The sequence below is a fragment of the Streptomyces sp. HSW2009 genome, from assembly GCF_040240285.1.
Lineage (GTDB): Bacteria > Actinomycetota > Actinomycetes > Streptomycetales > Streptomycetaceae > Streptomyces.
Genome location: NZ_JBEHZD010000213.1, coordinates 1 through 12,038 on the forward strand (window position 1 = coordinate 1; position 12,038 = coordinate 12,038).

Consider the following 12,038-nt stretch of genomic DNA (forward strand, 5'->3'; position numbering starts at 1 on the left):
GGGGGGGGGGGGGGGGGGGGGGGGGGGGGGGGGGGGGGGGGGGGGGGGGGGGGGGGGGGGGGGGGGGGGGGGGCGGCCCCCCCCCCCCCCCCCCCCCCCCCGGTAGTGAACTCACCTGTGCTGCGCGGCAGTTGGGCAGCCGGACGGGAGGCGCGGCGGCGACGTTGCCGCGCGATGGGCCGGCGGCCCGGGCGCGCCGGACGGCAGGGTTCACAGCGGGAGGAAGGCGTCGAGGTCGGACCGGTGCGCGAAGACGGCGCCGGTGTGCACCTCGTAGAACCAGCCGTGCAGGGTGAGTTCCCCGGCCGCGAGCCGCCGCGCGACGCACGGGTACGCGCGCAGCCGAGCCAACTGGGCCCGTACGTGCACCTGCACCGGGCCCGACACGTCGGGGCCGTGTTCCGCCGCGGCCAGTGGCCCGTCCGGGCCGGTCGGCGCGGTGGTGGCATGCGCCAGCCAGCCGGAGACCGCGGGGGCCGCGGTCAGGTCGTCGCCGCGGCCCCGCGCGCCGACGGCCCCGCAGTGCGAGTGCCCGCACACCACGATGTCCGCGACGCCGAGCACCTCCACCGCGTACTCGATGGTGGCGGCCTCGCCGCTGGGGTGTGCACCGGGGTACTCGGGCACGATGTTGCCCGCCGTACGGAGTTCGAAGAGCCCGCCCGGCCGGGCGCCGGTGATCAGCGACGGCACGACGCGGGAGTCGGAGCAGGTGATGAAGAGCGCTTCCGGCGCCTGCCCCGCGGCGAGCGGGGCGAGGTGTTCGCCGCGTGCCAGCAGTTGGTGCTGGAAGGTACGGGCGTGGTCGATGAGGGATTGCATGTCAGTTGCCTCCTGCGCTGGTTGAGGGTGCGCATCGGTACGAACTGGCGTGGATGAGGTGAGAGATGGAGAAGGTGAGCCGGAGCGCAGGAGCCGAGCGGGGGTGTACGGCCGGACGCACGGGCGTCCGGCGTGCGACCCGTGAGCGCCCGCCGGGGCGGAGGCCGGGGTAGGGCCCATCCTCACCGGTGGGTGAAGCGCCCGGGGTGGGGCGCGCGGCGCCGGTGGAGGCACACGGTGGCGTGCCCCGTGGCGCGGGCGGCGCGTGCGGGGGGTTGGGTCGCTCGGCTGGGGGCTCGGGGGTCAGACCGACGGTTCGCGTACGGCACGGACGCGCCCGGCCACCGGTCGGCGCACGGCCGGGCCCGGGGCAGCCGGCGACGGCCCCGGGCGACGCCGAAGCGCGCCGGGGGAGTCCGCGACGGTGGGAGGGGGCCGGCCCGCGGGCCGGAATGCGCTCAGGCGGTGCGGATCAGCAGCGGAAGACCTGGAGCATGGCGGGCAGGGCGGCATGGTGCCGTCTGCCCTGGCCCAGGGACACACAGTTGGGGCCGCCGGGCCCCGGCGCACCTGAGGGGCGCGCGGCCAGGGTCAAGGGTGTCGAACTGCCCTGGCGCATCGTCGGCGGCGGGCTCTGCGTGGCCCCGTACCGGCCGGGGGCCGTGGTCCTGGCGGGCAACTCCTCGCCCTGCCGGGTCTGCCGCGGCACGTCCTCGCACAACCGGGGTGTCTCAGCGGATTGGCTCGCACTGGTCGATCCGGCCGGTGTGGCTGGTGCTGCGGCCTGGGCGGAGGGGCCGCCGAGCAGCACGGCCAGCAGAGCGGCGACGACGGCCGCCAACACGCTGCGCGCTGCCCAGTTCCGCATTGCTGCTTCGCCCTCGTCCGGGAGTCGGATGACTCGTCAGAAGCGCCCGATTCGTAAGGGGCGCCCCCGGCTCCTGCCCAGGACTTTCAGCGTATAGGCCAGCCGCGGCGACCGCTCGGTCAGCACATCGGGCGAATGGCTCCCGCGCTGTACGAGCCATCTATCGATGGCGGCCGAAACTGCCCCGTCGAATCGGCGCGTATGCGCATGTCGGCGACTTAACACGGCGCATCTGCGCGCAAGTTGAGAGAAGGTGGCCGGATCATGCGGGTGCGGGAGGGTGGGAGTCCCGTTTTGGGTGACCGAGATTCGGCCATGCGATTCGCCCGAATCCTTACCACAGGGAGGTCTGGTAGGGGGCTGGGTAGGGGGGTGCTGGGCCGGGGAGTGCGGTGTGTGGGGCTGGTGGGTGTGTGAAGGTGTGCCCGTCGTCGGGCGCACCGTCGAAGCGTCGGTCGAGCGGCGGGGTAGCCCACCAAGCGGTGCCGCCTACCTCCTCACGTCAGGCGTCGAAGTCGCTGGGCTGCACGCCTGCGATGAAGGCGGTCCATACGGTGGTGCGGAACGCGAGGGTGGAGCCACTCTGGTCCTTACTGTCGCGGACGAGCACGGTGCCGGTCCTGGGTGTTTGTGCGGGCCCATTCGATGCAGTTGCCGCCGTTGGCGTTGCTGTGACTGGACTTGATCCACTGCTCAGTCATGGGCCGCAGCCATTCGGAGCTGGTCAACTCGGCTCTTACGTAGCCAATCCCACCCGCCGGGCCATGTCGAGGAGGGTGGGGCGGGCCCGTTGGTTGAGGACGAAGAGGACGCGTACGACCTCGCGTGCCATGGGGTGGGTCTGGGTCATTTCGGGGGCGATGGCGAATGCTTGGGCCAGTGCTTTCTCCGCGTCCTCGTATTTGCGTACGGCCAGTTGGGCGCGGGCGGTGTCGATGGCTAGGCGCCCCAGCCGGGTGGGGCGGAGCCCCGGCGGCGGTGCCTTGAGCAGGGGAGTCGCCATTCGTACGGCGTCGTGTGGTCGGTCGAGTTCGACGTAGGCGGCGAGTTCGTAGAGCGCGGTGTTTCCCGGGCCGAACGTGAGGTTGTGGACGAGGGCGTCCGTGGGGAGTTGTTCGGCCATGGACTTGGCCCTGTTCACGTGGTCTGCGGTGGCGTTGGCGTCCCGGTGCCGTGAGGCGAGGACGACTCCTCGTAGGTGGAGTGAGCCCAGTGAGATGAGTTGCGCGGGTGTGTTCGCGGCGCCTCGTAGGGAGCGTTCGTACTGGCTGATCGCACGCTCGATGATCGCCAGGCCATCGTCATATTGGCCGGCTGTCTGGTAGGTGCCGGCCAGGTTCCAGGCTGCTGCGGCCTCCAGGTCTGGCGCCCATGTCTGCTGGGCGGCCCACATCTGGCGGGAGACGACCATGTCCGCCAGGTCTGCTTGTCCCATCCGGTGGGCGACGCCGTACGCGCATCCGTAGAGGTCGGCGACCTGTGCCCACGCTCCGGCCTCGCCGGGGGCCGACAGCGCAACGGCTGTCGCCTGGCCGAGGGCTTCGGGCAGCATGTCGAGCAGGTCCAGGTATCGGGTCTGGGCTCGCAGCCCGACGGCTTTTTGGACCTTGGTGGCGAGTTCACTCGGTGGGACGACACCCTCCCGAGGCAGGTTGTGTCGCCGTACGACCGTTCGGAGCACGTCCAATGCCTGAGCCTGTTGCGACGCGTCGGCGAAGGGCTGCCCATTGATCCGGGCGGTTGACACCCCCAACGCACCGGCTACAGCGGCGACAAACTGCGGGGTGGCGGGTCGTAGCCCCGTCTCCACCTTCGAGATGTAGCTAACGGTGAACCCGGCCTTCTTCGCCAGCCTGGCCTGCCCGATACCTCGCGCCTTGCGCAGCACAGCGATGTTCTCGCCCGGGGTTGGTGGCGTGTTCTTTGAGCCCATGGCCGCAGTTTCCCACTCCTGTGACGCTCAACACCCGGTCACTTCGTGGTGCTTGTGCAAGTCTTGTGCTAACTGATCTTGAAAACCGGAAGTTGACTCTTGTAGCGGACAGGCGACTGTGAGTCACGGAAGGTTCGTGATCGATGGTCGCCTCGATGCCCATTCGTTCGATTCCGCGTCCTCTAATCGGCGGCTTGCCTGTAGCCGCGGAGCGTGTCCGAGCCTCTGCGCAGGCTTCCGATTCCAGTAGCTGCTGAGCGGGCTTGGAGAGCGCCGCAACCGGGACCACGCATCGAATGGATTGGCCAGACCCGATCAGTTACGAGTCACCCCCGTGGGAGACCAGGTCATGGAGCATCTGATGAGGTTGCGCGTATATCGCCGCCGCCCCGGCGAGACCGGCCCGCCCGATCCTGCTTCCGAGGTCGTCACCGTGACCTCCGTCGACAGCGAGCAGGCATGTGGCGACGCGTTCCGCGAGGCGGTCACCGGTGCCTGGCCGCCGTGCCGTTGCCCGAAGCACCGCAACCAGCCCAGCCCCAAGCCCAACCCCGCCCCCGCCGGGGGTGCTTGATGGACGGCACGCACCGCGTACTCGTCATGGGTACCCCGCTGCGTTTCTTCCTCAGCTTCGGTGAGGACGGCTCGTGGTCGCCGGTGACGGATGTTGAGTTCCACGACGCGTACCAGGAGTCGATGTTCGATCCGGAGGCGTTGCGCAGTGACGTCCTGTGTCCCAACCGGCATCGCGTCGAGTACGAAACGGTGGAGGGTTGGTGCTGGTCGGATGGCCGGGCCGCGTACGGGCTCATCACCCTCGATGGCCGGGCGCCGCAGTCATGCGCCGGGCTGCAAGTCCTGACTCACGGAGGTGTAGCCGCGTGAGGATTGTGCATCCCGTGAGTGGCAGTGGATCGGTTAACCCGCCTCGTGAGGTGTGGGTGTTTCTGCTGATCCGGTGCCCGGTCGAGAATCCGAAATACTTTGCGCCGCTGGGGATGTGGCCGCGTGTGCTTCAGGTGGTGCGGGACGGGTGGGCTTGCCCGCCGGGTGTGATCGTGCAACCGGGGGAGGCGATCGTCGACGCTGCCCGCCGGGTGGCTGACGCGCTTGGGATCAGGTTGCCGAAGGCCGCTGCCCTGCTCGCCGTCGATCAGCAACCCGCCATCGATGGCGAGCAGGATGAGGAAATCGCCTTCGTCTTCGACGGTGGCAGCGCGGCCGAAGACGCCTTCGCTGATCTGCCCCGCGATCAGGTCGAAGTCGAGTGGTCTGCCGTGGAGAACCTGGAGCGCGTCGCGCTCGTACATGCCCTGCGTACGCGGCTGTTGGCCGTTGAGCCGCCCGTGTTGGTGGAGGGGATGCCGCTGCCCGAGCCCAGGCGGGGGAAGGGGGACGGGGCGGGAGAGTAGGCCCCATACCTGGCCGGCGCTGTTGGTGGGTGGCATGCCGGAGGGCGGGGCCGCGATCCGGCGGCGCCCGGCCGGTCCAACCTGTCACTCCTCCCGGCAGCGCCCGGCCGCTCCAACCTGTCACCTCTCGCGGCAGCGCCTAGCCACCCCACGCGGGCGCCCCGTCCGGCGGCCCCCCGCCGGTCCAACCTGTCACCCCTCCCGGCGGCGCCCGGCCCGCTCCAACCTGTCACCTCTCCCGGCAGCGCCTAGCCACCCCACGTGGGCCCCTCCCGGCAGTGCCCAACCACCCCACTCGGCCAACCCACCCAGCAGCGCGCCCAACCACCCAGCAGTGCCCAACCGCCCCACCCGGCCCTCTCCTCCGCAACCCGCCCCCATGAATAATGCAATCACGCTTGCTTGTTTCTGGGGGCGCTGTCACTCTCGTCCTCGGCATCGGTGCGCGGCCCCGGTTGGTTGGCGCGGGAGCGGGGCGGGACGGCCCCGTGGGCCCAACTCCCGTGCCTGGTAAGGAACGCGTGGCCCGTACGGGATCAGCTCCCGTGGCCGACGAGGGGAGTGCACCGTGGCCGACACCGCAGCCCTGCTCGATGATCTGCGTGCCGAGGGGGAGTCCCTGGACGCGCTGGTCAGCGGGCTCGATCCGGGCCAGTGGCTTCGGCCCACGCCCGCCGTCGGATGGTCCATCGCCCACCAGATCGCCCATCTGGCCTGGACCGACGCCCGGGCGGGCGAGGCGATCACGGCGCCCGAGGTGTTCGCGCGCGAGGTGGCCGAGTCGCGCCGCGCGCCGGACCGGTTCGTCGACGACGGGGCCGCGGCCGGCGCGGCCGAGCAGCCCGCCGCGCTGCTGCGCCGCTGGCGCGCCGGCCGCGCTCACCTCATCGACCTGCTCGCCGAGCTGCCGGCGGGCGCGAAACTGCCCTGGTACGGGCCGGCGATGGGCGCGGCGTCGATGGCGACGGCCCGGCTGATGGAGACCTGGGCGCACGGTCAGGACGTCGCCGACGCGCTCGGCGTGCGCCGGCCGCCCACCGCACGGCTGCGCCACATCGCCCACATCGGCACCAGGGCCCGCGACTACGCGTACCTGGTCCACGACCTGGACCCGCCGCAGGAGGAGTTCCGGGTCGAGTTGACCGCGCCCGACGGCTCGCTGTGGTGTTGCGGGCCGCCCACCGCGACTCAGCGCGTCACCGGACCCGCGCTCGACTTCTGTCTGCTGGTCACCCAGCGCGCCCACCGCGATGACCTGGCCCTGCGGGTGGACGGCGCGGAGGCGCGGCGCTGGCTCGGCATCGCCCAGGCGTTCGCCGGCCCGCCCGGCCGCGGGCGCCGCGCGGGCGGCACGCCCGGCGCGACGGGCCCGACGGGGCAGGACGACGACGGCGGCCCCGTCCCCGTCCCCGGCGCGCGGGTCGCCGGTTGTGCGGTGGGGCGGGCGGCTCCGGCCGCCCGTACGGCGAAGCGGTCGCGTGCGGCGAGGGCGGCGGATCTGGCCCGGACGAGCGGTGTGGTGCGTACGAGCGATGCGGCGCGTACCGCTGATTCGGCGCGCACGGCCGATGCGGCGTGTATGGCTGGCCCGGCGCGTACGGCCGACCCGGTCCGTACGGCCAATTCGGCGCGTACGCCCGACTCCGCGCGTACGGCTGACCAACCGCGCGCGGCCCCCCCGGCGCCGGCGGCGAGTAGCGCGGCCGTTCCGGCCCGCTCCTCGGGGGCGGCCCGGCCCGGCGGGGCCCGCGGATGAGCGCAGCCGTACCGCCGCCGCCCGGCGCCCCGCCACCCTCCGCACCGCCCCGGCCGCTGCGGATCGGCAACGCGTCCGGCTTCTACGGCGACCGCTTCTCGGCGGTCAGGGACATGCTCACCGGTGGGCCGCTCGACGTGCTGACCGGGGACTACCTGGCCGAGTTGACCCTGCTCATCCTGGGGCGGGACCGGCTGAAGGACCCCGGGCGCGGCTATGCGAAGACCTTCATCGGGCAACTGGAAGAAGGGCTGGGGCTCGCCGTCGACCGGGGCGTGCGGATCGTCACCAACGCCGGCGGGCTGGCCCCGGCCGCGCTCGCGGACGCCGTACGGGAACTCGCCGACCGGCTCGGGATCGCGGTCCGGGTGGCCCACGTGACCGGCGACGACGTGCTGGCCCGCGGCCGGCGCGAGGGGTGGGGCGCAGACGCGCTGACCGCCAACGCGTATCTGGGCGGCGCGGGCATCACCACCTGTCTGCGCGCCGGCGCCGATGTCGTGGTCACCGGCAGGGTCACCGACGCCGCGCTGGTCAGCGGGGCCGCGGTCGCCCACTTCGACTGGGCGCCCGACCACTGGAACGCGCTGGCCGGGGCCGTGGTCGCCGGCCACGTCCTGGAGTGCGGCACCCAGGCCACCGGCGGCAACTACGCCTTCTTCACCGAACTCCTCCAGACCGCAGAACCCGTCCGGACCGCGGAACTCCTCCGGACCGCGGAACCCGTCCGGGCCAGCGGGCCGGCCCCCTTCCACCCCGGCTTCCCGCTCGCCGAGATCCACGCCGACGGATCGAGCGTGATCACCAAGCACCCGGGCACCGGCGGCGCGGTCACCGTGGAGACCGTCACCGCGCAACTCCTGTACGAGACGCAGGGCGCGCGCTACGCCGGGCCCGACGTCACCGCCCGCCTGGACACGGTGCGGCTCGCCGCCGAAGGACCCGACCGGGTGCGGATCAGCGGGGTCCGCGGGGAGGCCCCGCCGCCCGACCTGAAGGTGGGCGTGACCCGCGTCCGCGGCTGGCGCAACGAGGTCACCTTCGTCCTGACCGGGCTCGACATCGACGCCAAGGCCACCCTCGTACGCGCCCAGTTGGAGGCCGCACTCGCCGGGCGCCGGCCGGCCGAACTGCGCTGGACCCTGGCCCGTACGGACCACCCGGACGCCGCCGTACAGGAGGAGGCCAGCGCCCTGCTGCACCTGGTGGCGCGCGACGCGGTGGCCGAACCCGTGGGCCGGGCGCTCGGCGCAGCCGCCGTCGAACTCGCCCTCGCCAGCGTCCCCGGCCTCCACTTGACGGCCCCGCCCGGCCCGGGCACCCCGTCCGGCGCCTTCGACGCGGTCTTCCTGCCGGCGGCGAGCGTGCCGCACACGGCCGTGCTGCCCGGCGGCGAGCGGCTGCCGATCCCCGCGCCCGGCCACACCCGCGGCCTCGCCCCGGTCGACCCGCCGCCGCTGCCCGAGCCGCTGCCGGCCGGCCTGCCCACCCGGCGCGCTCCGCTCGGCGCGGTCTTCGGCGCCCGCCGCGGCGCCAAGGGCGGCTGCGCGGGCCTGGGTGTCTGGGCCCGTACGGCGGAGGGCTGGCGCTGGCTCGCGCACGAGTTGACCGTGTCGCGACTGCGTCAACTCCTCCCAGAGACAGCCGAGTTGAGCATCAGTCGGCATCTGCTGCCCGAGCTGCGCGGGCTCACCTTCCTCATCGAGGGGCTGCTGGGCGCCGGCGTTGCGGCCGGCGCCAGGTTCGACCCGCAGGCCAAGGCCGTCGGCGAGTGGCTGCGCGCCCGGCACGTCGAGCTACCGGAGGTGTTGTGGTGACCGTCCTCGCGTCCGCGCTCGATGCGGGCGGCGCGGAGTACGCGGCCCGCCGGGCGGCGATGCTCGACAAGCTGGCCGCCGTCGCCGCCGAACACGCCAAGGCGGTGGCGGGCGGCGGCGAGAAGTACGCGACCCGCCACCGGGCCCGCGGCAAGTTGCTGCCCCGCGAGCGCATCGAGCTGCTGCTCGACCCCGACACGCCCTTCCTCGAACTCTCCCCGCTGGCCGCCTGGGGCAGCGAAGCGCCGGCGTACGCGGTGGGCGCGGCCCTGGTCACCGGCGTCGGCGTGGTCGCCGGCGTGGAGTGCGTGATCGTCGCCAACGACCCGACCGTACGCGGCGGCGCCAGCAACCCCTGGACGCTGAAGAAGGCGCTGCGCGCCCACGAGATCGCCCGCACCAACCGGCTGCCGGTGATCTCGCTGGTCGAGTCCGGCGGCGCCGACCTGCCCAGCCAGAAGGAGGTCTTCATCCCCGGGGGCGCCCTCTTCCGGGACCTGACCAGGCTGTCGGCGGCCGGCATCCCGACGGTGGCCGTGGTGTTCGGCAACGCGACCGCCGGCGGCGCGTACGTGCCCGGCATGTCCGACCACACGATCATGGTCAAGGAGCGGGCCAAGGTCTTCCTCGGCGGCCCGCCGCTGGTCAAGATGGCCACTGGCGAGGAGAGCGACGACGAGTCGCTGGGCGGCGCCGAGATGCACGCCCGCACCTCTGGCCTCGCCGACCACTTCGCCGTCGACGAGCCCGACGCGCTGCACCGGGCCCGCCGCGTCGTCGCCCGCCTGAACTGGACCAAGGCCCACCCCGACCCGCCGCCGGCACAGCCGCCGCGCTACCCGGCCGATGAACTCCTGGGCATCGTGCCGGACGATCTGAAGACCCCGTTCGACCCGCGCGAGGTGATCGCCAGGATCGTCGACGGCTCGGACTTCGACGAGTTCAAACCGCTGTACGGGACGAGCCTGACCACCGGCTGGGCCCGGCTGCACGGCTACCCGGTGGGGGTGCTGGCCAACGCCCAGGGGGTGCTGTTCTCGGCCGAGGCGCAGAAGGCCGCCCACTTCATCCAACTCGCCAACCAGCGCGACACCCCGCTGATCTTCCTGCACCACACCACCGGCTACATGGTCGGCAAGGAGTACGAGCAGGGCGGCATCATCAAGCACGGCGCCATGATGATCAACGCGGTCGCCAACTCCACCGTCCCGCACCTGTCCGTCCTCATCGGCGCCTCCTACGGCGCCGGCCACTACGGCATGTGCGGGCGCGCCTTCGACCCCCGCTTCCTCTTCGCCTGGCCGAGCGCCAAGTCCGCGGTGATGGGCCCGCAGCAGTTGGCCGGCGTCCTCTCGCTGGTCGCCCGCGCCGCGGCAGCCGCCAAGGGGCGGCCGTACGAAGAGGAGGGCGACGCCGCGCTGCGGGCCGCGGTGGAGCAGCAGATCGAGGCCGAGTCGCTGCCGCTGTTCCTGTCCGGGCGGCTGTACGACGACGGCGTCATCGACCCCCGCGACACCAGGACCGTGCTCGGGCTGTGCCTGTCGGCCGTGCACGGCGCGCCGGTCGAGGGCGCCAGCGGCGGCTTCGGCGTCTTCCGGATGTGAGGCCCACGTGATCACCAACCTGCTCGTCGCCGGCCGCGGCGAAATCGCCCGCCGTGTCTTCCGCACCTGCCGTGACCTGGGCATCGGCACCGTCGCGGTGTTCTCGGACGCCGACGCGAACGCCCCCTACGTCCGTGAGGCGGACGCCGCGCGCCACCTGCCGGGCAGTGCGCCCGCCGACACCTACCTCCGCGCCGACCTGCTGGTGCGGGCCGCGCTGGAGTGCGGCGCGGACGCCGTGCACCCCGGCTACGGCTTCCTCTCCGAACACCCGGACTTCGCCCGCGCCGTCCTCGCCGCCGGGCTGACCTGGGTCGGCCCGCCGCCGGCGGCGATGGCCGCGATGGCCTCCAAGACCCGCGCCAAGACGGTGCTCGCGGCGGCCGGCGTCCCGCTGCTGGCCCCCGTCGACCCGGCCGCCGCCCCCGAAGCCGACCTGCCGCTGCTGGTCAAGGCGGCGGCCGGCGGCGGTGGGCGCGGCATGCGTGGCGTACGCCAACTCGCCGAGCTGCAAGGGGAGTTGAAGGCCGCCAGTGCCGAGGCGGCGGCGGCCTTCGGGGACGGCGAGGTGTTCGCCGAACCGTATTTGGAGCACGGGCGCCACGTGGAGGTGCAGGTCCTCGCCGACGCGCACGGCACGGTCTGGACGCTCGGCACCCGTGACTGCTCGCTCCAGCGTCGGCACCAGAAGGTCATCGAGGAGGCCCCGGCCCCCGCACTGCCCGCGGCGCTCCGCGACGAGCTGCACGCCGCCGCGGTCCGGGCGGCGACCGCCATCGACTACCGCGGCGCCGGCACCGTCGAGTTCCTCGTCTCCCGAAACGGCCGCGCCGCCTTCCTGGAGATGAACACCCGCCTCCAGGTCGAACACCCGGTCACCGAGGCCGTCTACGGCATCGACCTGGTCGCCTGGCAACTGCGCGTCGCCGAGGGCGCGGCGCTCCCCGCGTCCCCGCCCGAGCCCGTCGGGCACGCGGTGCAGGCCCGGCTGTACGCGGAGGACCCGGGCCGCGACTGGCAGCCGCAGACCGGGCCGGTGCACCGGTTCGAGCTGCCGGCCGAGGTCAGGAACGGGCCGGCGGCCAGCCGCACCCCATCCGGCCTGCGCGTGGACGCGGGGGTGGCCGCCGGTGACACCGTCGGCGTGCACTACGACGCGATGCTGGCCAAGGTCATCGCCTGGGCGCCGACCCGCGCCGAGGCCGTCCGCAAGTTGTCCCACGCCCTGCGCCGGGCCCGCCTGCACGGCCCGCACACCAACCGTGACCTGCTCGTACGCGCCCTGCACCAGCCGCAGTTCGGCGCCGCCGAGGTGGACACCGGCTTTCTGGTCAGGCACCACGCGGCGCTCACCGCGCCCGCGCCGCCGGCCGCCGTCCACCTCGCCGCGCTGGCCGCGGCCCTGGCCGATGGCTGTGACCGCTCCCGCTTCGGCCCCTGGCGCAACGTACCGTCCCAGCCGCAGACCAAGACCTACCGCAGCGAACCGGACGGCACCGAACACGTCGTGCGCTACCACCTCACCCACGACGGCCCGCGCGCCGCCGACCTGCCGGACGTGCGGGTGCTCACGGTCGCCCGGGACGCGGTCGTCCTTGAGGTCGCCGGCGTACGGCAGCGCTACGCGGTCGCGACGTACGCGGACGGCGCCGCGGTGTACGTGGACGGGCCGCCGCTCGGGGCGCCGCCGGCGACGGGAACACCGCTGGTGGCGGGGCCGGAGGGCGATCCGGGGCCGGGTGCGGCGGCCACCCCCGCCACCCCCGCCACGCCCGCCACCCCCCCCCCCACCCCGCCGCCCGCCGGCCCCCAACACGCCAAATATA

At 73.4% G+C, this 12,038-nt stretch carries 9 protein-coding genes and 2 pseudogenes; 7 read left to right on the forward strand and 4 right to left on the reverse strand.

The window, feature by feature from the left end; all coding sequences use genetic code 11:
* Positions 1 to 210 precede the first annotated feature (210 nt).
* From AAHZ94_RS17280 to AAHZ94_RS17295, 4 genes and pseudogenes are all read right to left on the reverse strand, one after another.
* Positions 211 to 822 carry a carbonic anhydrase gene (locus AAHZ94_RS17280; RefSeq protein WP_349993807.1) on the reverse strand — a complete coding sequence of 204 codons (612 nt, stop codon included), beginning with the start codon at positions 820 to 822 and terminating at the stop codon, positions 211 to 213.
* Positions 823 to 1,294: 472 nt separating this feature from the next.
* A complete protein-coding gene (locus AAHZ94_RS17285; RefSeq protein WP_349993808.1) occupies positions 1,295 to 1,690 on the reverse strand; it encodes a hypothetical protein in 396 nt (131 codons plus the stop codon).
* Between the two features lie 502 nt (positions 1,691 to 2,192).
* A pseudogene (locus AAHZ94_RS17290) lies at positions 2,193 to 2,391 on the reverse strand (DUF397 domain-containing protein).
* A 35-nt stretch (positions 2,392 to 2,426) separates the two neighbouring features.
* Complete coding sequence (locus AAHZ94_RS17295; protein ID WP_349993809.1) at positions 2,427 to 3,623, reverse strand: helix-turn-helix domain-containing protein; 1,197 nt, start codon at positions 3,621 to 3,623, stop codon at positions 2,427 to 2,429.
* A 361-nt stretch (positions 3,624 to 3,984) separates the two neighbouring features.
* Here AAHZ94_RS17295 and AAHZ94_RS17300 point away from each other — a divergent pair, with 361 nt between their 5' ends.
* The 7 genes and pseudogenes from AAHZ94_RS17300 to AAHZ94_RS17330 all read left to right on the forward strand — a co-directional run.
* Positions 3,985 to 4,197: a hypothetical protein gene (locus AAHZ94_RS17300; protein ID WP_349993810.1), complete on the forward strand. Its 213-nt coding sequence runs from the start codon at positions 3,985 to 3,987 to the stop codon at positions 4,195 to 4,197.
* Positions 4,197 to 4,508, forward strand: a complete 312-nt coding sequence (locus tag AAHZ94_RS17305) for a hypothetical protein (RefSeq protein WP_349993811.1) — start codon at positions 4,197 to 4,199, stop codon at positions 4,506 to 4,508. The genes AAHZ94_RS17300 and AAHZ94_RS17305 overlap by 1 nt, the downstream gene beginning before the upstream one ends.
* Positions 4,509 to 4,564: 56 nt before the next feature.
* The gene (locus tag AAHZ94_RS17310) at positions 4,565 to 5,035 is read left to right on the forward strand and encodes an NUDIX hydrolase (protein WP_349993812.1); all 471 of its coding nucleotides are present in this window, start codon (positions 4,565 to 4,567) and stop codon (positions 5,033 to 5,035) included.
* Positions 5,036 to 5,603: 568 nt separating this feature from the next.
* A pseudogene (locus tag AAHZ94_RS17315) lies at positions 5,604 to 6,386 on the forward strand (TIGR03084 family metal-binding protein); the annotation flags it as partial.
* Between the two features lie 401 nt (positions 6,387 to 6,787).
* On the forward strand, positions 6,788 to 8,608 hold the full coding sequence (locus AAHZ94_RS17320; RefSeq protein ID WP_349993813.1) for an acyclic terpene utilization AtuA family protein: 1,821 nt from the start codon (positions 6,788 to 6,790) through the stop codon (positions 8,606 to 8,608).
* A complete protein-coding gene (locus tag AAHZ94_RS17325) occupies positions 8,605 to 10,212 on the forward strand; it encodes an acyl-CoA carboxylase subunit beta (protein ID WP_349993814.1) in 1,608 nt (535 codons plus the stop codon). Before AAHZ94_RS17320 ends, AAHZ94_RS17325 begins: the two co-directional genes overlap by 4 nt.
* A 7-nt stretch (positions 10,213 to 10,219) precedes the next feature.
* Positions 10,220 to 12,038: ATP-binding protein (locus AAHZ94_RS17330; protein WP_349993815.1), on the forward strand; the 1,819-nt coding region annotated here is incomplete at its 3' end.